18 protein-coding genes are annotated in these 22042 nt (G+C 61.1%); 9 read left to right on the top strand and 9 right to left on the bottom strand.

The window, feature by feature from the left end; translation table 11 throughout:
• Window positions 1–264 precede the first annotated feature (264 nt).
• Together FJ434_RS22725 and FJ434_RS22720 are read left to right on the top strand one after the other, a co-directional pair.
• A complete protein-coding gene (locus tag FJ434_RS22725; protein ID WP_181166165.1) occupies window positions 265–1473 on the top strand; it encodes a GNAT family N-acetyltransferase in 1209 nt (402 codons plus the stop codon).
• Complete coding sequence (locus tag FJ434_RS22720; RefSeq protein WP_181166164.1) at window positions 1470–2786, top strand: glycosyltransferase; 1317 nt, start codon at window positions 1470–1472, stop codon at window positions 2784–2786. Before FJ434_RS22725 ends, FJ434_RS22720 begins: the two co-directional genes overlap by 4 nt.
• Before the next feature lie 177 nt (window positions 2787–2963).
• Here FJ434_RS22720 and FJ434_RS22715 read toward each other — a convergent pair whose 3' ends face one another.
• Complete coding sequence (locus tag FJ434_RS22715) at window positions 2964–4226, bottom strand: cellulase family glycosylhydrolase (RefSeq protein WP_140752847.1); 1263 nt, start codon at window positions 4224–4226, stop codon at window positions 2964–2966.
• A gap of 172 nt (window positions 4227–4398) precedes the next feature.
• Between FJ434_RS22715 and FJ434_RS22710 the strand changes: the two genes are divergently transcribed.
• From FJ434_RS22710 to asnB, 4 genes are all read left to right on the top strand, one after another.
• On the top strand, window positions 4399–6357 hold the full coding sequence (locus FJ434_RS22710) for a heparinase II/III-family protein (protein ID WP_181166163.1): 1959 nt from the start codon (window positions 4399–4401) through the stop codon (window positions 6355–6357).
• 88 nt (window positions 6358–6445) lie between these two features.
• Entirely contained in the window at window positions 6446–7759 is a 1314-nt protein-coding gene (locus FJ434_RS22705; protein WP_140796817.1) for a UDP-glucose/GDP-mannose dehydrogenase family protein, read from the top strand.
• A complete protein-coding gene (locus tag FJ434_RS22700; protein WP_140751743.1) occupies window positions 7740–9002 on the top strand; it encodes a glycosyltransferase family 4 protein in 1263 nt (420 codons plus the stop codon). The genes FJ434_RS22705 and FJ434_RS22700 overlap by 20 nt, the downstream gene beginning before the upstream one ends.
• Before the next feature lie 5 nt (window positions 9003–9007).
• Entirely contained in the window at window positions 9008–10936 is a 1929-nt protein-coding gene (gene asnB / locus FJ434_RS22695; protein WP_140502732.1) for an asparagine synthase (glutamine-hydrolyzing), read from the top strand.
• Here asnB and FJ434_RS22690 read toward each other — a convergent pair.
• Together FJ434_RS22690 and FJ434_RS22685 are read right to left on the bottom strand one after the other, a co-directional pair.
• The gene (locus tag FJ434_RS22690; RefSeq protein ID WP_140751741.1) at window positions 10906–11880 is read right to left on the bottom strand and encodes a glycosyltransferase family 4 protein; all 975 of its coding nucleotides are present in this window, start codon (window positions 11878–11880) and stop codon (window positions 10906–10908) included. The two genes, asnB and FJ434_RS22690, sit on opposite strands and share 31 nt — an antisense overlap.
• A 124-nt stretch (window positions 11881–12004) precedes the next feature.
• Window positions 12005–13486 (bottom strand): hypothetical protein, encoded by a 1482-nt coding sequence (locus FJ434_RS22685; RefSeq protein ID WP_140751739.1) that lies wholly within the window; start codon window positions 13484–13486, stop codon window positions 12005–12007.
• A 237-nt stretch (window positions 13487–13723) separates the two neighbouring features.
• On the opposite strand from FJ434_RS22685, the gene FJ434_RS22680 reads away from it, so the two are divergent.
• Window positions 13724–14155 (top strand): cupin domain-containing protein, encoded by a 432-nt coding sequence (locus FJ434_RS22680; RefSeq protein WP_140751737.1) that lies wholly within the window; start codon window positions 13724–13726, stop codon window positions 14153–14155.
• Between the two features lie 82 nt (window positions 14156–14237).
• On the opposite strand, the gene FJ434_RS22675 is transcribed toward FJ434_RS22680, so the two are convergent.
• Both FJ434_RS22675 and FJ434_RS22670 read right to left on the bottom strand, forming a co-directional pair.
• Window positions 14238–14693: a carboxymuconolactone decarboxylase family protein gene (locus FJ434_RS22675; protein WP_140502727.1), complete on the bottom strand. Its 456-nt coding sequence runs from the start codon at window positions 14691–14693 to the stop codon at window positions 14238–14240.
• A gap of 103 nt (window positions 14694–14796) precedes the next feature.
• Entirely contained in the window at window positions 14797–15225 is a 429-nt protein-coding gene (locus FJ434_RS22670) for an SRPBCC domain-containing protein (RefSeq protein WP_140502726.1), read from the bottom strand.
• Between the two features lie 209 nt (window positions 15226–15434).
• Between FJ434_RS22670 and FJ434_RS22665 the strand changes: the two genes are divergently transcribed.
• Window positions 15435–16187 (top strand): copper homeostasis protein CutC, encoded by a 753-nt coding sequence (locus FJ434_RS22665; RefSeq protein ID WP_181166084.1) that lies wholly within the window; start codon window positions 15435–15437, stop codon window positions 16185–16187.
• Window positions 16184–16672, top strand: a complete 489-nt coding sequence (locus tag FJ434_RS22660) for a GNAT family N-acetyltransferase (protein ID WP_140751733.1) — start codon at window positions 16184–16186, stop codon at window positions 16670–16672. The genes FJ434_RS22665 and FJ434_RS22660 overlap by 4 nt, the downstream gene beginning before the upstream one ends.
• A gap of 22 nt (window positions 16673–16694) precedes the next feature.
• On the opposite strand, the gene FJ434_RS22655 is transcribed toward FJ434_RS22660, so the two are convergent.
• The 4 genes from FJ434_RS22655 to FJ434_RS22640 all read right to left on the bottom strand — a co-directional run bounded on the left by FJ434_RS22655 (window position 16695) and on the right by FJ434_RS22640 (window position 21835).
• Window positions 16695–17717 carry an acyltransferase gene (locus FJ434_RS22655; RefSeq protein WP_140751731.1) on the bottom strand — a complete coding sequence of 341 codons (1023 nt, stop codon included), beginning with the start codon at window positions 17715–17717 and terminating at the stop codon, window positions 16695–16697.
• Window positions 17718–17980: 263 nt separating this feature from the next.
• A complete protein-coding gene (locus FJ434_RS22650) occupies window positions 17981–18778 on the bottom strand; it encodes a xanthine dehydrogenase family protein subunit M (protein ID WP_140751729.1) in 798 nt (265 codons plus the stop codon).
• Between the two features lie 110 nt (window positions 18779–18888).
• Window positions 18889–21237: a xanthine dehydrogenase family protein molybdopterin-binding subunit gene (locus FJ434_RS22645; protein WP_140751727.1), complete on the bottom strand. Its 2349-nt coding sequence runs from the start codon at window positions 21235–21237 to the stop codon at window positions 18889–18891.
• 97 nt (window positions 21238–21334) lie between these two features.
• Window positions 21335–21835: a (2Fe-2S)-binding protein gene (locus FJ434_RS22640; RefSeq protein ID WP_140751725.1), complete on the bottom strand. Its 501-nt coding sequence runs from the start codon at window positions 21833–21835 to the stop codon at window positions 21335–21337.
• Window positions 21836–22042 lie beyond the last annotated feature (207 nt).

The following is a 22042-nucleotide window of genomic DNA, read 5'->3' as shown; positions in this document are numbered from 1 at the left end:
CAGGAATGTATGAGCTAAGCGATTACCGCCGAGGCGACCGGTTCGAAAGGTTAACGAACTCTCTGCGCTTGACTCTCCGCCGCCCGAGAAAACGCGATCCATGGGGTATGAAGAACATCTGTCTGAGGTATTATAGAGGATTGCTAGACCATTCCTTAAGTCGTGCGGGATAAAGTAGTTTGGAACCTGGCATGCATACCCAACAGTTTTCTCAACGCAGATTGCCAGCAGCCGGCGCCAAGGGTCGCGAGAATGAACTCACGGTTGAACACGGCAGCCGATGGAGAGGCACAGGCTGTCTGGTCCGACAGACCTTGTGGTCGTTTCGAGGTCGCGGCTTTTACCAACCCTTCGGATATCGAGCGCGAATGGCGCCAACTCGAGTCGACCGGCGTGGCAACGATCTTTCAGCGCTATGATTGGGTCGATGCCTACGCCCGGCATGTGCTGCCAAAGGAGAAAGCCACGCCAGCCATAGTATTGGGGCGGCTCGACGGCAATCCGGCCTTCATCCTCCCGCTGGCGACCTCGACGTTCGGACCCGTTCGCGTCGCGACCTGGATCGGCGGAAACCACTCCAGCTACAATTTCGGCCTGTGGAGCCACGAAGCCGCGGCGGCCATGGCCAGCATGAGGCGCACCCAGATTGAAGCCATGTTGCGCGCCGCGCTCGATGGAGTGGACTATGCGGTGCTCAGGAGAATGCCCAGGATCCATGACGACATGGCTCAGCCGCTCGCCGCGCTGTCGCGCAGCCCATCGCATACGGAAGGCTACTCCTTCGCTCTTGCCGGGGGATTTGCGGCTGTGCTGCAGAAAAGAAACGGCGGTTCGCGCCAACGCAAAATCCAATCGAAAGAGCGTAAAATGCGAGAGGCAGGCGTGCTGGAATATGGCACGGTTCGGTCTCTCGAGCGCGGCAATGCCGCTCTCGACTTCTTTTTCGAGCAGAAAGCCTTGCGCCTTGCCGAGCAAGGCCAGCTCAACAGCTTTGGTGCCCCAGGGGTGACGGATTTCTTCCGCGACCTTCTCGATCGCTCCCGGCACATGAGCGAGCCGTTGCTGGAAATGGCGGAGCTTCGGGTGGGCGGCAAGATCTGCGCCGTCATTGGTTCGGCGATACATCGCAAGCGGGTCAACGTGTATTTCATGACCTTCGCCAGGGATGAATTGGCGCCACAAAGTCCGGGCCAAGTGCTGACTTTCAGGCAAATCGCGGAGTGCTGCGAACGCGGCATGGCCGCCTATGACCTGGGCGTCGGCTTCGAAGACTTCAAGACCCATTGGTGTGACGTCATCCATGAACTGGATGATGCCTATGTGCCGCTCACATCACGCGGCAATACCGCTATCGCGGCGATCCAGCTTGGTCGGGCAGCGACGGATCAACTGCGTCGAAACCCATTTCTGTGGCAGCGCCTTAAATGGTTGAGGGCATATTTGGCGCGCCATGCATTCGCAGGAAACAGATGACAGTCTTGGCCTCGAAACAATCCATCGCGACCGCTGACGTGAAATCGCCACAGCAAAGTCCGCTGGCTGGAGTCCGCGTCCTGTTCGTGGCGCCAGACGACTACCCGGCATTCCGTGTCGATCTGGTGGAACTGTTTTCAAACCATCTGGTTGGCCGTGGGCTGAAGATTGACTGGAGCCTGCGGCCTTACGCGGATGGTCCCAAACGTGTCGACGTGCGCGGCGCCGAGCGGTTCTATATCGCTCGTCGCCAGATGACGGAGAAATTCGGTTCGCTCCGTTATATGATGGCGGAAACCCGGCTTCGCCTGAAGCTGGCCTGGCGGGCAATGTGTGGCGAATATAACCTGATACAGATACGCGATCAGCCGCTGTGGGGCATCGTGTACGGCATCGCGGCCAGGATCTCCGGTACGCCCTTCGTGTTCTGGATGAGCTATCCCGTGCTGGAAGCGCGCATGCGTATCGCGCTTCACAATCTCGTGCCCATGAGCCTGCCGGCCCGATTTGTTCGACTTGCCTATGCTGTTATCGGCAGCGCCCTCTTCTACCGGATCGTGCTGCCGCTGTCGGACCATGTCATTGTCCAATCGAAAAGGATGCTTGAGCGCGTTGCCGAACGAGGCATACCGACGAAGAAGATGACGCCGGTACCGATGGGGGTCACGGTTGAGCGCTATAATCCCGCGTCGATCCCTGCCACTGACGACCCGCGGCTCATCGGCAAAAAGAGCATGGCTTATATGTGCGCCGATGTTCTGAACCTGACCACCCGCCTGACATTCGAGGCATTGGCCCTGCTGGTAGCCAACGGTTACGACACAGTGCTGGTGATCATTGGGGCCGTTGCGGCGCACGAGCGTGAACAACTTGCCTCTCAACTCGACAGGCTCGGCCTGTCCGAGAGGGTGATCTTTACCGGACGTCTTCCCCTGGTCGAGGCGCTGGGCTGGGTAAAGCGTGTCGACGTCTGCCTGTCACCGTTCGAGATGGATGCGGCCCAGCAGGTAGCCACGCCCACAAAGCTGGTTGAATATATGGCCATGGGACGGCCGATCGTTGCCACCGTCCACTACGATCAGAGCGAGGTGGTCAACCGCAGCGGCGCCGGTATCGTCACGGCATTTTCGGGCGAAGCAATCGCGGAAGGTGTCGCGCGATTGTTCGACGACCCGGACAAGGCCCGGACGATGGCCGCCAAAGGGCCCGTGTGGGTCAAGGCCAACCGTGACTACGCCCGTCTGGCAGACGAAGTTGAGCGCGTCTATACCAGCCTGCTTGCCCGACAGTGGTCGCGGGAGTTGAGGCTCTAACTCTTGTTTTTACATAATCTTGGACGGAATAGTGCTGGCAAGCATCGCTGCGGCGGTCTCAAGGCGGGGATTGCTTTCAGCATGTCGTGGCGGATAGGATTCGGTCGACCTGCCGTAAGCTTCTGATTTTATGCATGTCGTTATCCCGGAACCGAGGACACTTCCGGGCGACATGCATTAGCCTGGCATCCCCAATGCCTCGACGATCGAAGGATCGATCCGGTTGTCGTCGGCCCGCTGAATACCAAATTCCCGGCCGTTGATTTCCCAGAGCGCCCAGCCAAATCCCTGCGTCTGCGCAATGCCTGTCACATCCGAAAGCCAGGCCCGGCGATAGGTCGGCTCGGCTCCCGTGAAAATCCGATCGCGCCGCGTCACCCCGCACTCGCCCATCACTATGCGACTCCTCGCGATGCCGTTACGATCTGCCCAGTTCGCCACACGCACGAAGTCTTTCTCGATGCGGGCGCGGTTCCAGCCGTCGGCCAAGAAACCATCGAGAATCCGACGCGCATCGGCCATGGCAGCCATCTTTGCAGCCTGGTCAAGCGTCGTGTTGGCGGCAATGCGAGCTTCTATTTTCGCCGATATCCCGTCGGGCGAGACAGCGTCGTAAGGATAAGGAAGATCGACGACGTAGGGCGAAGAGGGTGCGTCCGGCGTCCCAAAATCGATGCCCTGATGGGTGAAGCTGAGCGGCATGTAGTAGTGGTAGGAAAACAGCGTATTGCTATCGATGAATGGTGATGGATCCAGATCCGTAAGCCCACTGATGCCGCCATAGTCGGCGCCGGTCAGCAGGATCGGCAGATCGACCGCCGCCCGCCGCGCCGCATCGTGCAGAACCAGCTGCGCCGCGCCCCAGACTTGGACCTGGGTTCGATGACTCGCCTCCCCGATCACCGGCTCATTCATGAGTTCCAGCGCGACCCGCTCCGACCGCAGTTCACCCAACAGAGCCGCCAGCCGGCTGATCATCGCGGTGTATTGAGCAAAAAGCGGCGCCTCCAGAGCCGCCAGGATTGACTGAACCGAATAGCCCGGCACCTGCTCGACCGGATGGCAATCCACGATCACCGAAAGCCCGAGTTCCTGGAAGAGTTGCAAATTGTCCATGAGCTTCCGCTCCAGCGCGTCCCTGTCGCTGCCCTGCAACTGAATGAACGGGCCAACGTCCAAGGTGAGTCGGATAAAGTCGAATCCGACCTGCGCAAAATCGCGCACCAATTCGGCTGGGAAGACGTTTCGGGCCGTTTCGAACGGGCGCGCCAAATAGTGTTGTGGATCGCCGTCGCGCAACGCTCCCCAATTCATCATTGTATGGATCGAACCGCCGTGTTGAAAACGGGAATTCGTTTTTGGCGCCGCGGCAGCACGCACCGACAGGGCCGTCAGCGCGGCAATCGAAGCTGAAAGAAGCTGGCGTCGTGAGAATTCCATATGGCGGCGCTCCTGCGAGGCCCTGCAAGCCCGCGCCTATAAAGATACGGTACCCGGCCGGTGCGCGCGAGGACAACGCGACAAAGATGCCGATTAAGGTTAGCGGAGCCGTCTGCCTGATAGCCTGCCGATGTTAATCTCAAGGCAATGGCAGTCCGTTAGAATCTGCTCCATGTTGAGACGTTTGACCTGGTATGCACGACGGCTTGCCGTGATGGAACATGGCGAGGTCCGTCATCGGTTTCGTGAGCAGTTGGAGCGCAGGCGCGCGCGGCGCGAGCGCCACAACTGGTCCGACTTTGCAACGGCCGGTGCGCGACCCAGCGTGTTGCCGCTGTTTGCGCCCCTGTTCGAAGCGGACTTGCCGCTGCTCGTCGCACAGCAACTGCAAACCGCCGCTGCCGCGTTTCGCGCCGGCCGGCTGAGACTGCTCAATCGCGACTGGCCTGTATCGATGCTGGACAGTAGCGGCCGTGTCGATCCGGTGATCTGGCGACTGGACCCGGTGAGCGGCGCAAGCTGGCCTGGCGCCGAGCGATCGACCTTCGACATCAATTTCCGCTTCGGCGAGGAGCATGGAGACGTCAAGTATGTGGCCGAGGTAAACCGGCTGCATTTTCTGGCGGCGCCGGCAATCCATGCCCGCCGGGAAAACGACGCAAGCCTTGCCCACGCCATACTCGGCTCCGTCTTCTCGTGGATGGAAGCGAATGTTCCCGGCCGCGGCATCAATTGGTATTCAGGCATCGAGGCCGGCTATAGGCTGATCTCGCTGTCCATCATCATAGCGTCGCTCGATCCATGGATCGACCGGACTGCCGGCGAGCGGCTGGCATCCTTTGTCTGCGCCCACGGCCTGTGGCTCGCCAGGTTTCCCTCACTCCATTCCTCGGCCAACAATCACCTCGTCGCCGAGGCGATGGGCCTTGTGCTTGCCGCACGCATGCTGCCGGACCACTCGGACGCCTCACGCTGGTCGACACACGGTCGGACACATCTTGAAGACAGGGCGCTGGCCCTGTTCCATAAGGACGGCGTGGGCAAGGAGCAGTCGCCGGCCTACAGCGCTTTCACGCTCGAAATGCTGCTCATCGGCTTCAGCGTCTTGGGCGGCGCCACAGAAACCGCACGTAAGCGCATGGCTGAAGCCGCCCGCGCCTTGAACTTCTTTCTCGATGATGCCGGCCATACGCCGTTGATCGGCGATGACGACCAGAGCCGGGTCCTGTTGGCATTCGGCAGCGATGAGCCGCGTTATGTCACGTCCATCGTCGGCGCGATTGCCGGTTTTCTGGATCAGCCTGAACTCGGACCGGCTATACGCGATCCGCATTGGCGCGATGCTGTATTCGCCACCCCATCGTTGACGCCGCCGCCCGCCGACGGCGCGGTTACCCTTGAAGAGGGCGGCTATACCATCCGGCGCGGTACCATAAAGGGCCGCCGTGTCCATTTTGTCTTCGATCACGGACCGCTTGGATTTGGCGCCTTGGCCGCACATGGCCACGCCGACGCGCTCGCGGTATGGCTCTCACTGGATGGCCTGCCGCTGCTGGTCGATGCGGGCACGCATCTTTATCATTCGGAAGGCGAAAGTCGCCGGCGCTTCCGGGTCAGCGCCGTACACAATACCCTCACCATGGATGGCGTCAGCCAAAGCGAGCCGTCAGGTGCTTTCAACTGGATGCCACGGCGTGCCCGAGCAAGATTGGACGCTAGGTCGCAAGCGTCCCGGCTGAAAGTATCCGCCTCACATGATGGTTACATGAGGCGCTTCGGCGTCATCCACCATCGGGATATAGAAGAAACCGCCGAGGGTTTTCTGATCACGGACCGGCTGGTTGGCACGAAGCCGTCGGGGACGGTCGAGATCGCTTTCCTGATTTCGCCGGAACTCAGCGTGTCCGTCGAGGGCAATTGTGTGGTGGCACGCCGCAACGGCCGGTCGGAACTCAGCATAGTAGCGCCCGAAAGCGCCGAGATCGAGATTGTACGCGGCGACCAGGCATCCGGACGCGGCCTGCAGTCGGCTGGATTCGGGCTCCTCGATGAGGCGGCAACCGTTGTTTTAAAGGCGCCTGGCCACCGGATGCGGTGGCAAAGCAGGTTACTGATCGGTTTGCTAACCTGACCTTTACTTGTATTTTCTATGTTCTTCGAAAACAAGCGTGAAGGTGGCTCGATCCGCCTTTCGAAAGAAAGAACAGGACGGGCGAGCTATGAAAGTTTCCATCTTCGGGTTGGGATATGTCGGTACTGTTTGTGCCGCGTGCCTGGCCGAGCGCGGGCATGACGTCATCGGCTGCGACGTCAGCGAGGCCAAGGTCGATCTCATAAACAGTGGCCGAAGCCCTATCATCGAGAAAGACGTCGGCGAACTTGTCGCTGCCAATGTCGCGTCGGGTCGTCTAAAGGCCTCATCCTCGACCGAGGAAGCCGTGATGAACAGCGCCTTGTCGTTGCTTTGCGTCGGCACGCCCTCACGCCCCAACGGCTCACTGGATCTGTCGGCGGTTCAGGCGGTATCGCGCCAAATCGGATCGTCTCTTTCCAGAAAGGCCGACTATCACTCGGTCGTCGTTCGCTCGACCGTGCTGCCGGGGACGTTGTCCGACATCGTCATTCCGGCGCTCCAGGCAACTGCATCAAGGAAACTGGGCGAAACGTTCGGCGTGGCCTCAAACCCCGAATTCATGCGCGAGGGATCGGCGGTCGCCGATTTCAATAATCCAGCCAAGACCGTGATCGGCGTTGACGATGAGATAACCCGGGATCGGCTGTTGGAGCTCTACGCAGGCCTGCCTGGCCGCGTTGTCGTCACAGAGCCCCGGCTGGCTGAACTGGTCAAATACACAGACAACACCTGGCATGCGCTTAAGGTCGCCTTCGGCAACGAAATCGGCAATATCTGCAAGGCGGCGGGCGTTGACAGCCATGAGTTGATGGAGGTGTTCTTCGCCGACACCAAGCTGAATATCTCGAATGCCTATCTTCTGCCCGGCTTTGCGTTCGGCGGCTCCTGCTTGCCAAAGGACGTACGTGCGATCAACGCCTACGCGATCCAGAACGATGTGGAAGCACCGCTGCTTAAATCCCTGCTGCCGTCGAACAAGCAGCAGGTCGAGCGCGCACTGGACCGCTTGCTGAGCTATGGCAAGCGCAAAATCGGCTTCCTCGGCTTCTCCTTCAAGGCAGGCACCGACGATTTGCGCGAAAGCCCGTATCTGGAACTTATCGAGCGGCTTGTCGGGAAGGGCTGCGACATCCGCATTTTTGACCCGAACGTGTCGTTGGCAAAGCTGATGGGCGCCAACAAAACATACCTAATGAACGCGATCCCGCACGTTACGCAGCTGATGGTCCCCTCGCTGGACGAGATGGTGATGCATTCGGACGTTGTCGTGGCCACCAGTCGTTCGCCCGAATATGAAACTGTGGTTGACAAGATGAATGCAGACCAGACGCTTCTCGACATGGCCAGGCTGCCGAACACGAACCGGTTTGCGGGGACCTATGACGGCATCAACTGGTAAGCGCATCCTCATCATCGTCGAAAACCTGCCTGTCCCCTTCGACCGCCGCGTCTGGTCAGAGGCAACCACGCTGGTGAAAGCCGGCTATCAAGTGTCGGTGATCTGCCCGAAAGGCAAGGGCGCGACCGCGCCCTACGAGGTGATCGACGGCGTCCATATCTATCGCCATTCGCTGCCGCTCGACGCCGAGGGCTTCCTTGGCTATGTGCTGGAGTACAGCACCGCGTTGTTTTGGGAATTCCTGCTGTCATTCAAAGTGGCGCGGCAGCGCGGTTTCGACGCGATCCATGCCTGCAACCCACCAGATACGATTTTCCTCATCGGCGGGTTCTACAAGTTGTTCGGCAAGAAGTTCCTGTTCGACCATCACGACATCAATCCAGAGCTCTACGAGGCCAAGTTCGGCAAGCGCGGCATCGGCTGGAAATTCATGGTCTGGCTGGAGCGGCTTTCGTTCCGAACCGCCAATGTCTCGATCGCCACCAATGAAAGCTACCGCGACATCGCCATCAGACGGGGGGGCATGCTCCCCGAGCAGGTGCATATCGTGCGTTCTGGCCCGAATCTGGACCGGGTCAGAGAGGTTGCGCCCGATCCGAAATGGCGCAATGGTCGCCGCTTCGTCGTCGGTTATGTCGGCGTCATCGGCAAGCAGGAAGGACTCGACCTTCTGCTCGACTCGGTCGACCACCTGGTGAATGCCAAAGGCCGCCAGGATATTCAGTTCGTGATCTGCGGCGGCGGTCCCGAGCTTGATGCCATCAAGGCGGATACAATCGCGCGCGGGCTCGGCGAGTACGTCACCTATACCGGTCGCTGCCCGGACGAGATTCTGTTTTCCGCGCTCTCGACAGCCGATGTCTGTGTCAATCCCGACCGGCCTACGGCGATGAACGACAAATCGACCATGAACAAGATCATGGAATATATGGCGCTTGGCAAACCGATCGTGCAATACGATCTGCGGGAAGGCCGCTTTTCGGCGCAAGGCGCCTCGCTCTACGCAACCTGTACGGAGCCGACCGACTTCGGCGACAAAGTCGCCGAACTCCTCGACGACAGCGAGCGCCGCGCGACCATGGGCGCGTTAGGTCGTGAGCGGGTACGCAAGGAACTCGCCTGGAGCCACGAGGGTCCGAAGTTGCTGGCCGCCTATGACGCCTTGTTCGGCACGCCTTCCAGGAGCCAAATCCAGAAGCCAAGTTCGGGGTCCGACCCGGCCATGTGCAGCGGTCAGGGCTAGCCGCGATGTGCGGAATTTTTGGGTTCCACGCCCGATCACGCTTGGCTCTCGCCCAAACGCTGGATGGGGCCACGGATCGGCTGGCCCATCGCGGTCCGGACGGGCGCGGAACATTGATCATGCGGAGCCCGGATGGCGAGTGGCAGGCCGGACTCGGTCATCGTCGGCTGTCGATCCTTGATATCGAGGGCAGCCCGCAGCCGATGCATTCGCATGACGGCCGATATGTCATCGTCTACAATGGCGAGGTCTACAATTATATCGAATTGCGCGCCGAACTCATGGAACGCGGACATCGCTTTGCCACGCAAGGCGACACCGAAGTCGTGATCGAGGCCTGGCGCGCCTGGGGCGACGACTGCCTGCCGCGCCTCAACGGCATGTTTGCCTTTCTGCTTTGGGACAGCGAAACCGGCCGCCTCTATGCCGCGCGCGATCCTTTCGGCAAGAAACCGCTCTTCCTGGCTTCCGGGGACGACTTCCACGCCTTCGCCTCCGAAATCGATTCGCTGCGCCATTTTCCAGGTGTCGACGACCGTCTGGATCAGGATTCGCTGCGCGAATTTCTCAGCTATCGCTATGTCCCTGGACCGGCCACGTTCTTTCGCGGCATCTCCAAGGTTCCGCCAGGAACCTTCATGGTGGCCGATGGCGCCAACATCCGTGCGGAGCGCTATTTCACGACGCCTTTTTCGCGCACGTCGCCCACCGTCGAAAGCTTCGACGAGGCGGTGAGGCTTTTTGGCGAGAAGCTTGATGAGGCGGTACGGCTCAGATTGCGCTCGGATGCGCCGTTTGGCGCATATCTTTCCGGCGGGCTCGATTCCTCGATGATCGTTGCGCTGATGAGCCGTCACATGGGCAAGCCCGTGGCGACCTATTCAGTAGGGTTCGATGTGCCCGGCTCCTCCGAATTGCCCTATGCCAGGCAAGTCGCCGACACCTTCGGCAGCTACCACAGTGAGCTCGTCGTGAACATGGATGCGTTCACGTCGGTGTGGGAGGAGGCGGTGCTGCGGCGGGGCGCGCCGGTATCCGAGCCGTCGGACCTGCCGGTTCTGCTTTTGTCACGGCTGGCGAGCCGCACCGTCAAGATGGTGCTTACCGGCGAAGGCGCCGACGAGCTCTTGGGAGGCTATCCCAAGCATCGCGCCGAGCCGTGGGTTTCCATGTACCAGAGTCTGGTGCCGGGCGGCTTGCACGAAGCCCTTGTGGGTCCTGGCGCACGCGCCCTGCCCTATGCGGCGCGGCGACTGAAGATCTTGGCCGGCGTCGCCGGCATTCGCGATGCACAGGCCCGTATGGTGGCCTGGTTCGGCGGAGCAGACGGCGGACAAGCCGAGGCGCTCTATTCCGGTCCGCCCCAATCGCGCGATCTCGATCCGCTGCCGTTCACGACCGATGGCGAAATCAGCCCGCTCAAACGCATGCTGCATTTCGATCAGACGTCATGGCTGCCGGACAATCTTCTCGAGCGCGGCGATCGCATGATGATGGCGGGGTCGATCGAAGGACGCATGCCATTCATGGATGTCGGCCTGGCCGAACTCGTCGCCCAATTTCCCGATGCTTTCCTGACCGGCGCGCCAAAGGGCAAGCGCGTGCTGCGATCGCTTGCAGCGCAATTGCTTCCCCGCCAGATCCTGGAGCGCAAGAAGGTCGGCTTCCGGGTACCTGTCGAGCAATGGTTCCGTACCGGCATGTCGGATCAGCTTCGAGATCTGCTGCAGAGTGACAGCGCCACAGTGCGCAATGTCTGCAATGCGCGCGAGATAGATCGACTGATGAGCGAGCACCTGGGTGGCGCTCACAATCACGAGAAGATACTGTGGGCGCTTGCCAATCTGGAGCAGTTCTTCCGGGTGTTCCGGCCGACGCTCGATGCTGAACAGCCGCAAGCCGCTCAGCGACGGGTCGCCAGCGCCTTCCGATAGGCTCCCTGAAGACCTTCGATCATGGTTTCGAGGCGGAAACGCGCGTTATAGATATCGCGCGACGCGGTTCGAAACGCTTCGCGGCGCGCGCCGTTTTCAATCAATTGCGCAAGGGCATGCGCGAGCTCTTCCGCATCGTCCGGCTTCACGCTTAGACCGTTCCGACCTTCCCTCAATACATCGGGCACCGAGCCGACCGATGTCGCGACCAGGGCTGCGCCCGCACACGCACCCTCCAGCAGGCAAACCGGCAAGACCTCATTGCGTGACGGCAGGACGACGATATCGGCCTGCCGATAGAGCGGCAGGATCGTCTCGAGCGCCAGCCAGCCGGTGAATTCCACCTGGCCGAAAAGCCCTGAACTTATGGCGCGGTCGCGGAAGGCGGCGACATCGCCGGCACCCGCGAAGGTCGCGCGCCATCGCGGCAGATCCTTCGGCAGCAGCGCAAGTGCCTGAAGCAATACCCCGGCGCCTTTGGCCTCGGTGAGGTTGCCGGCAAACAACAGTCGAACGGGCGCATTCTCCTCGCGCGGTTGCGGTGCATCAAAAGCGAAGTCGGCGACGCCATTGGACACGACATCGAAGCGATCCGGCGGCATGTGATAAAAGCGAGCGACGAAGTCTCGCCAGTAATCGCCAAGCACGATGATGGCGTCGGCTCGCTCAAAGACAAGGCGCAAGACACGGACCCAGCCGCGTTGCGCATCTCCGGGCTTGGGAAAGGCCGAGCCATGAAAGTGGACGACCGTGGCCGCGCCGGCCAATCGCGCCATGGACTGCATGACCCATTTCCTCCACGACGATGCATTCGTCGCGGTGTTGAGGTGGACGATGTCATATCGGCGGGTTGCCAGCAGCCAGCCATAGCGGATCAATGCGAACGGGAAATGTGCCAGCCAACCGACACTGGACGCGTCGCCACGCGAGGCCAGGAAATCCATCTCGATCGCACTGCCAGCTGTCGAACGAAGCTGTTCATCAACGTGAGAAAACAGCGTCTCGATCCCGCCACGGCCTTTCAGGCCCCGTGGAACGACACAGAGGACCCGTATTCGATCCAAAAGGTCACACAACCCTTCGAAGCGCCGACCTGGGCGCGGGTGCACGACAGTCGATGACTTCAAGATGATCGCTGCTGTTGAGAGTATGGATCATCGGATAAGGTCTCTTTGCCGACGCAAGAATGGGCACTGGTAAGGTCAAACGCACCTTCGTCTCGTCCAACTCGACAAGGTCGGCAAGTCCGAGCCCGCCGCCATAATTGTCCGTGCCGTTCTGCAATGGCAATATGATGCGATCGCCCATCCGCACAAAACAGCCTCCGGGCCGGGCTGCGGCGCGATCGATTCTCACCGGATTGCTCCGGTGCGGGAACCATGGTCCCTCCAGGGCCTGCGCATAATAGACCACGAGGGTGTCCGAGGCGCTGCCGTAGCCGTCGCGTTCGGTCGCGAACAGCCAAAACTTGCCGCCATGCTCCAGCAAGGTCGCATCGAAAAGTTCGCGATCCGGAATCAGGACCGAATGCCGAACCCACCGGTCCGGGAACGACTCAGCCCGGTATAGAACCAGATCTCCACCCGAACCGCCCTCGGGAAGCATCCAGATCTGGCCGCCATGACTGAACACTTGCGGATAGGACAGATGATAGGGTTCCTCGATCACCACACGCGGCACGGTTGGAGCGCCGTCCCGGAAGACCTCGGTCACGGAAATCACCGCTTTGGTACTGGCATGGCAAAAGTCTTCAATGAATATGAAATATCGCCCCTGCCATTCGAACGGAAACGGATCAGCATAGAAACGATCGCCATCATCGGGCAGATCGATCCAGGGTTCTCCGGCCAGGAGACCCGTGGCCGCGACGGTCTGGCCATTGTGAAACCGGTAGCTCACCCGCCAACGATTGAGGCGGAACCCCAAGCGCTTGGCCGCCCCTGCTGTTTGCCGGGGTATGGTTGAAAGAAGGTAGGTACCGATCAGCTGTCCATTGGTTGGACACTGATGCGCGCGCCCTGTCGGTTCGGATCGGGCCTTGTGGCCCTTGAGGAAATGATCCGTCGTATCCACCAGCAGTGTGCACATGCGCGCCAGAATGTCATTGAGCCCGCGAAGGATCGAAAGCCGGCTGTCGACCATGGGGGCCGCGCGCGCGATGCGTTCACCATCCAGAATGATTTCGATATCGGGAAGGCCGCCGGCCATCAACACCCGGGCTGCTTTTGCAATTGACGCGGAGCCCGCGAAGCCCGGGCGAAGGCCGGGAGAGGCAATAGGCAGCATGACGCCGGTCAGATCGATACGCAGTTCAGCGTCAGGCCGGGACCGAGACAGTTCCACGCCCTCGACAGGTTCAAGAAGGTCATGGCCCCGAATCTGCACTGCCTTGCGCTCAAGGCGCAGAATATAGCCAAGCGGCCATTGTACCCCGGGCGCCGCAACGCCGACCAGCGCAACGTCATGACCTTTCTCGGCCAGCCGCTTGGCGACAAGCATGTGCACCGAACACACGTTGTCATCGGGAACAAGTATATCAATTCTGCTCATCGGGATTCCGTCAGCGAAGGTCGAGAGACTATGAGAACCAGTTGCTAAGTTCGGCTTAATACCGCGGACTCTGTAAGGTGTGTTCGGCGGTGTGCCTTCTGCCTACCACCGAGACGTGCGACAGCATGGCTTTCTCACTCGGTGCCAGGTGGCAATGGGTCGAGCCATTCCGACGGTCTCACCGGCAGGCTTGCGCATGGGAAGTCTCCCGAGCAATGCTGCGGCAGTGGAGGAATCATGCGGAAAGTCCTGATAGCGGTACTGCTGACCGCGGCCGCACTTTATGCAAATTGTGCCCTGGCATTGGACAGCAGCGGAACCCCCGTCGTCGTGACGCCACTCGCATCACGCACGACCACTGCATCAGGTCAGCCGATCACGCTGCCGCAGAAGAACGTGCAGGTGCTGGTCTCGACCTATGACATCAGGCCCGGCGCGACCTTGCCGGTCCATCGCCATCCCTTCCCGCGCTACGCCTATGTCGAGGCCGGAACACTGAAGGTCACCAACGTCGAGACCGGCAACAGCAACGTCTACAAGACAGGTGATTTCATCATCGAGATGATCGGCCAATGGCATCAGGCCACCAATATTGGTGACGGGCCGGTCAAGCTCCTGGTGATCGATCAGGTCGAGGAAGGCGCCAAGAACACGGAATTGCGCCAGTAGCCACCAAGACTATGCCCGCGCCCGAGGGCGGGAAGGCAAAGCCCCGCCCGCCCTCGCCTCGCGGATCATTCGAACCAGGCGCCTAGCCCCAGGCGCCGACCGGCTGCCGGGTCGTTGCGTTCAGCCTATTGAAGGCGTTGATCAGGGCGATCTGGATGACCAGTGCGGCAAGCGCCTTCTCGTCATAATGCCGCGCCACTTCGTCCCAGACATCGTCCGGCACTGCGTCCGGCCGGTCGGCGAGCCTGGTGCCGGCTTCTGCCAGCGCCAATGCCGCGCGCTCGGCGTCGGTGAAATACGGCGTCTCCCGCCAGGCCGCCAGCGCAAAGATGCGCTCGTCCTTTTCTCCGGCCTTCTTCAATTCGCGCGCATGCATGTCGACGCAGACGCTGCAATTATTGATCTGGCTGGCGCGCAGATGAATGAGCTTGCGCGTCACATAGGGCACGTCGGCCGCCTCGGTCGACTTGTCCAGCGCCAGCAGCGCCTGCACCGAACCGGGGATGAGCATCACCGGGTTCTTGATCCTTGCTTGCATGATCCTTCTCCTTTTGAATTGTTTCTCCGGGCGTGTTTTCCCGGCCCGGACGCCTCGCATCCAGGATTCGAACTTGATAAAACTGTTGGCTGCCTGCCGCGTATCAGGCCTGCGTTGCGGTAACCTGTTCGAGCCGTTCGAGAATGCGCGGCCAGCCACTTCCCATGCCGATATAGCCACGCTCGTCGGCCGGCCGGAATCCCGACTGCTCCATTCGCACCCGGGTCGCCACACCCTCGGGCGTCAGTGACCAGGTCACCACGGTTTTCAACCCGCTGTCCGATTCCGTCCCATCGCCCCAACTGTAGGCCAGCAGCCGCGGCGCCTCGACTTTCAGCACCACGCAGTTCGTCACGCCGGACCATCCGGGAATTGGTGTGGCACGCAGTGTGAAGCGATGCCCCTCTTGCGCAGCGAAGTCATTCTGCATGAGCCATTCGCCGACGAGCGCTGGCACGGTCAGTGCCCGCCATATCTTTTCCGCCGAATATGGAACCAGCCTTTCGACGACAATCGATTTGGTTTCCGTCATGCCTTGCTCCTTTCGTTGTTGTCATCGTGCCACGCACGCGCAATCAATAACCCATCAGCTATACATTACTCATAACCATGCAGTTATGCGATTGTCAAGTAAGGAATCTGCCATCTGGTCCAAATGGCGGCATAGGGTTCGCGCTTTCGCGTCAGCCGTCCTGGTGCTAGGGCTCTCCACGACATCATGAACTGGATTGCCCCTTGACCATGGAAACTCGCCCGCCGCTGATCGAAATCTGTGTCGAAGGCATCGATGGCCTGCTCGCCGCGCAGGCCGCAGGCGCCGACCGGGTCGAACTCTGCGCCAGTCTGGTCGAGGGCGGCATCACGCCGAGCCTTGGCACTGTGCACGCCGCGCTCGACCAGGCGACCGTCCCGTTCCACGTCATGGTGCGGCCACGCGGCGGTGATTTTCTCTACAGCGAGACTGAATACCGCTCGATGCTGGCCGACGTCACCGCGCTCCGCGAGCTCGGTGTGCCCGGCGTGGTGTTCGGCTGCCTGAACGCCGACGGCACCATCGATGAGAAGCGAATGGGCGAACTGACCGAGGCCGCAGGGCCCTTGAACGTCACCTGCCACCGCGCCTTCGACATGACGCGCGATCCGGCCGAGGCACTGGAAGCGCTGATCCGCTGCAAGGTCGGCCGCGTGCTGACCAGCGGTCAGCGCGACACGGCGATCGAGGGCTTGCCGTTGCTGGAAGAGCTGGTGCGTCAGGCCGGCGACCGGATCATCATTCTCGGCTGCGGCGGGCTCGATCTCGGCAACATTGCCGAGGTGCGCGCAAGGACCGGCCTGGCCGAAATGCACTTCGCCGCCCTCAAGGACGTGCCGAGCGCCATGCGCTACCGCAATCCGAAGGTCGGCATGGGCGGCTCCGATCTCGACCGCGAGTATCGCAACACACTGACCGACACACCGCTGGTGGCGGCGACAATCGCGGCGGCCAAGGCATGACCTCTCCCATAGACCGCATAGCGCAGGACGACGAAGCCGCCATACTGGCGCTCAACAACGAGCACGCCGCCGAATTGTCGTGGCTCGAAGCCGAACGGCTGTCCTTCCTGCTCGGCGAGTCCTTCTATGCCCGCCGCATCGGCGATCTCGAAGCCTTCATCATGACCTTCGACCAGGATGCGAATTACGACAGTCCGAACTTCGTCTGGTTCCGCGAGCGCTACGAACGCTTCATCTATGTCGACCGCGTCGTCGTGGCGGCGCACGCAAGAGGCCGCGGCCATGCTCGCCGGCTCTATCGGGACCTGTTCGACCAGGCGGGGAGCGCCGGCCACACACTGGTCACCTGCGAGGTCAACACCGACCCGCCCAACCCAGCCTCGGATGCCTTCCACGCCGCTCTCGGCTTCGCCGAAGTCGGCGACGCGGTGATCCATGGCGGCAAGAAGGCGGTGCGCTATTATATCAGGCAGATCGCCGCCTGATCCGATGGCGCTCGGCGCTCATTCACCAATTGCGGTTGAGCCATTCGCGCGCTGGGCGCTCGATGAGATAGTAGCTGCAGAGCGCGCAGACGAAAACCCCGGCCAGCATCGGCCATGGATTGCTGCCCTGCTCGTAGACGAATTTGTAGAAGGGCTGCTGCCACAGATAGAGCGAATACGACCACAGACCCAGTGTCGTCATCGGCAGGGATGACAGCCATCCGGACAAGAACCGCGTGCTGAAATCCAGCGCATTGATAGCAGTCGCCAGCAATGGCACCGCGACCAGGTAGTGGATCGGTGTCGGTACTGAATCCATGAACAGGAAAACCGCGCCAACGGTCGCCGCAACGGCGACATAGGGCCCCTTCAACAAGGCCGGCAGCTTGCCGTCGGCCTTGAGCAGGCAGACCGCGGCCGACAGCAGGATCGAGGCGATGTGCACATCGGTGCGCCAGTACGTGGCTTCATAATCCATGTGCAGGAACCAGTAGGAAACCGCGCCATTGGCCATGGCCAGCAAGGCCAGGACCAGCAGCAGCGGGACGACACGGCTGCGGCTGGCAACGATTGCGCCGATCGCTGCCAGGATGATGTAGGCATGCTCTTCGATACAGAGCGACCAGATGTGGTCGAGTGCGCCGGCCCGGTTCAGGAGAATTCCGGCATAGTTGTAGGTGAATGTCAGCGCCGTCAGGGCCGCCTTCCATTTGAAGACGATGAACGTGCCTGAGAGCGCGATCATGGCGACGACGACAAAGACCAGAAGCGCCGGATAGATTCGCGAGAAGCGGCGTTTGAAGAATTTCTTCAGCGGATAGCGTTCGATGAACAGGATTTCGGCCATCAGCCGGCCGCTGAGCACGAAGAAGAATTCGACGCCCAGCACGCCCAGATTGATTCCGGGAACGGGAAAAAAATGCCCAATCAGCACCAGGGCGATCGACAGACCGCGCCAGCCGTCGAGATAGGCAAGCCTTGTCCTGGCCGATCGGTCGACGATCGTTTGGGACGGAACCAAATGGGTCGCGGAAATTTCGGACATGCCGATCCCTTCGCATTGATATGCGAAAGGGCACGGCTGCACGCATTCCGAACCCGGCTCGCATTCTCCGCCCGCCCCATACTGCAGTGCAATATAAGTTTGTGCAAGTGCGAGATTGGCGCCGGTGCATTCCCGGGCAGGCATGGGTCAGAATCGTTTCAACCAAACATGGGAATGCGGCGGCCGGGAACCGGGCAGCTACAGGCGCCAGGAACGAAAAAGGGGCCGTGACAGCCCTTTCCTTGTCCGCAATCGATCTTGTGTCAGGCGTTGGCTGCCGCCACCGCGCGCTTGGCCATGACCGCGATCAGGTTGGCGCGGTAGTCGGCGGAGGCGTGGATGTCGCTCATCAGGTTTTTCGCCGGCACTTTCACGCCATTGAGCGAAGTGGCATCGAAGCTCTTGGCAAGTGCCGCCTCGATCTCCTTCGAGCGGAAGACGCCGTCATCGCCGGCGCCGGTGACGGCAACGCTGACGCCATCCTTGCCCTTGGCCACGAACACGCCGACGATCGCGTAGCGCGAGGCCGGGTTGCGGAATTTTTCGTACGCAGCCTTTGCCGGCGCCGTGAAGGAGACCGCCGTGACGATCTCGCCATCCTTCAAGGCCGTCTCGAACAGCCCCTTGAAGAACTTGTCGGCTGATATGTCGCGCTTGTTGGTGATGATGGTGGCGCCCAGCGCCAGAAGTGCGGCCGGATAATCCGCCGCCGGATCGTTGTTGGCGATCGAACCGCCAATCGTGCCCTTGTGGCGTACCGCCGGATCGCCGATCAGCGACGCCAGATGGGCAAGCGCCGGGCAGGCCTTGCGCAGCTTCTCGTCATTGGCGACGTCGAAATGCGTGGCGGCGGCGCCGATCGTGACCGTCTTGCCTGACACCTTGACGCCCTGCAGGTCCTTGATGCGTGACAGGTCGACCACGTCGGAAGGGGCCGCCAGCCGCGTCTTCATGGCGGGGATCAAGGTCATGCCGCCCGACAGCAGCTTGGCGTCGCCGTTTTTTACGAGCTTGGCGGCTTCAGTGACCGAGGCGGCACGGTGATAGTTGACTGCGTACATGGGATCCTCCCCCTAAGTGGTTAGGCAGTAGTGGTAGTCAGTAGTAGGTAGAGACTGGCTGCCGCCGGATCTGGATACGGTGCCCTTTTTCGCTACTCACTACTCCCTACTCACTCATTCGCCGCGCGGATCGCGGCCCACACGGTCGACGGTGTGGCCGGCATGGCGATATCGGCGATGCCGATGGCGTCGGTGATGGCATTGATCACCGCCGGCGGCGAACCGATGGCGCCGGCCTCGCCGCAGCCCTTGATGCCGAGCGGATTGCTCGGACATGGCGTGTTCGATGTCGAGACCTTGAACGACGGCAGGTCGCCGGCACGCGGCATGGTGTAGTCCATGTAGCTCGCCGTCAGCAGTTGCCCGCTGGCGTCGTAGTGAGCGCCTTCCAGCAGCGCCTGGCCAACGCCCTGGGCGATACCGCCATGCACCTGCCCTTCGACGATCATCGGATTGATGATGTTGCCGAAATCGTCCGCCGCCACGAACTGGACGATCTCGGTCGTTCCGGTTTCCGGATCGATCTCAACCTCGCAGATGTAGCAGCCCGCCGGGAAGGTGAAGTTCGCCGGATCGTAGAACGCCGTTTCCTTCAGTCCTGGTTCCATGCCGGCCGGCAAATTGTGCGCGGTATAGGCGGCCAAAGCCACCTGGAACCACGGCAGGCTCTTGTCGGTACCGGCGACCTTGACTTCGCCATTCTCGATGACGATGTCGCCCTCGTCGGCTTCGAGCAGGTGCGCGGCGATCTTCTTGGCCTTGGCCTCGACCTTGTCGAGCGCCTTGGCAATCGCCGACATGCCGACCGCGCCCGAGCGCGACCCGTAAGTGCCCATGCCCATCTGCACCTTGTCGGTGTCGCCGTGGACGATCGACACCGAATCGATCGGCACCCCAAAACGCTGGTTGACCAGTTGCGCGAAGGTCGTTTCGTGCCCCTGGCCATGGCTGTGCGAGCCCGTCAGCACCTCGATAGTACCGACGGCATTGACCCTTACCTCAGCCGATTCCCACAGGCCGACGCCGGCGCCAAGCGAGCCGACCGCAGCCGACGGGGCGATGCCACAAGCCTCGATGTAACAGCTCATGCCGATGCCGCGCAGCTTGCCCTTTTTGGCCGCGTCCGCCTTGCGCCTGGCAAAGCCTGCATAATCGGCGGTCTTCATGGCCGCGTCCAGCGAGGTCGCATAATCGCCGGCGTCATAGTTCATGATCACCGGTGTCTGGTGCGGGAAGGTCGTGATGAAGTTCAGGCGCCGCAGCTCGGCCGGAGACACGCCGAGCTCGCGTGCAGCGGCTTCCATGGTGCGCTCCAGAAGATAGGTGGCTTCTGGCCGCCCTGCCCCGCGATAGGCATCGACAGGTGCCGTGTTGGTGTAGACTGTGCGTACATTGGCGTGAATGGCCGGGATGTCGTACTGCCCTGACAGCAGTGTCGCGTAGAGATAGGTCGGCACACAGGACGAGAACAGCGACATGTAGGCGCCGAGATTGGCGATGGTGTCCACCTTCAGCCCGGTGATCCTGTTGTTCTTGTCGAAAGCCATTTCCACGGTCGAGACGTGGTCGCGGCCATGCGCGTCGGTGAGGAAGCTTTCGGTGCGATCGGCGACCCATTTGACCGGCACGCCGGTCTTCTTCGAGGCCCACAGGCAGACGATCTCTTCCGGGTAGATATAGATCTTGGAGCCGAAGCCGCCGCCGACATCCGGCGCGATCACGCGCAGCTTGTTTTCGGGTGCGACATTGTAGAAGGCGCTCATCACCAGCCGCGCGACATGCGGGTTCTGCGATGTCGTCCAGCAGGTGTAATGATCCTCGGCCTTGTCGTAATGGCCAAGAGCCGCGCGCGGCTCCATCGCGTTCGGCACCAGCCGGTTATTGACGATCTTCATGCGGGTGACATGCGCTGCCGCCTTGATGGCGGTATCGGTCGCCTTGGCATCGCCGATCTCCCAGTCGAAGATCAGGTTGTTCTCGGCCTCGGCATGGACTTGCGGCGCGCCCTTTTCGAACGCCTTGGTCGCGTCGACGACGGCCTTCAGTTCCTTGTAGGTGATGTCGACCGCCTCGGCCGCATCGCGTGCCTGGCCCTTGGTTTCGGCCACCACCACCACGACCGCATCGCCGACATAACGGACCTTGTCGACGGCCAGCGGCGACCATGCGCCCATCTTCATGGGCGAACCGTCCTTGGAATGGATCATCCAGCCGCAGATGAGGTTGCCGATACCATCGGCCTTGAGCTCCTTGCCGGTCAGCACGCCAATGACGCCCGGCATGCCTTGAGCCGTTTTCACGTCGATCTTCTTGATCTGCGCATGCGCGTGCGGGCTGCGCACGAAGGCTGCATGCTTCATGCCAGGCACCACCATGTCGTCGACATAGCGGCCGGCGCCGGTGATGAACCTTTTGTCTTCCTTGCGCGCGACCCGAGCGCCAACACCTTCGATGCCCATGCAGAGATTCCTCCCGAAAAGTGAATAGGAAGCAGTGAGCAGTAAGTATAGCCGCCGGTTCAGACCGACTACTGACTACTCACTACTCGCTCTTCTCTCACGCCGCCTGTTTCGCCTTGTCCTTGGACCCCTTCGACATCGTCTTCGATGCGGCGAGGATCGCCTTCACGATGTTGTGGTAGCCGGTGCAGCGGCAGATATTGCCTTCGAGTTCTGCACGAACCGTGGCCTCGTCGAGGCCTTCGGGATGACGGTTGATCATGTCGATTGCGGCCATGATCATGCCTGGCGTGCAGAAGCCGCATTGCAAACCATGATGTTCCTTGAAGGCCGCCTGCACTGGATGCAGGTCGGCGCCGTCGGCGAGGCCTTCGATCGTAACCACGGTCGATCCGGACGCCTGGACCGCGAGCATGGTGCAGGACTTGACCGCCTTGCCGTCGACATGCACGACGCAGGCTCCGCACTGCGAGGTGTCGCAACCGATATGGGTGCCGGTCAAGCCGAGATTCTCCCGCAGGAAATGGACGAGCAGCGTTCGATCCTCGACGGCACCGCCGATCCGCTTGCCGTTCACCATCAACGAAACGTCCGACATAGCCCCTCCCTGGGTGTCAACCTTGGTCATCAGGTTGCCGACGCGCCGCTGGCACTTCGGCCATGCGTTAGTCGTACACCGCACAACGCACAAAAAACAACACGAGGGAAAAGTCGGATTATTGTACTTTCGGCCATGGCCAAGGGCCCAAAGTGCATTTTTCCGGCCCCATTGCCAAAACGCCTCCTGGCGGCAAGAATGCCTTCG

The sequence above is a fragment of the Mesorhizobium sp. B2-5-13 genome (assembly GCF_006440535.1).
Lineage (GTDB): Bacteria > Pseudomonadota > Alphaproteobacteria > Rhizobiales > Rhizobiaceae > Mesorhizobium > Mesorhizobium salmacidum.
The sequence above is the reverse complement of the archived record's forward strand: the minus strand, read 5'-3'. Positions and strand labels throughout refer to the sequence as shown.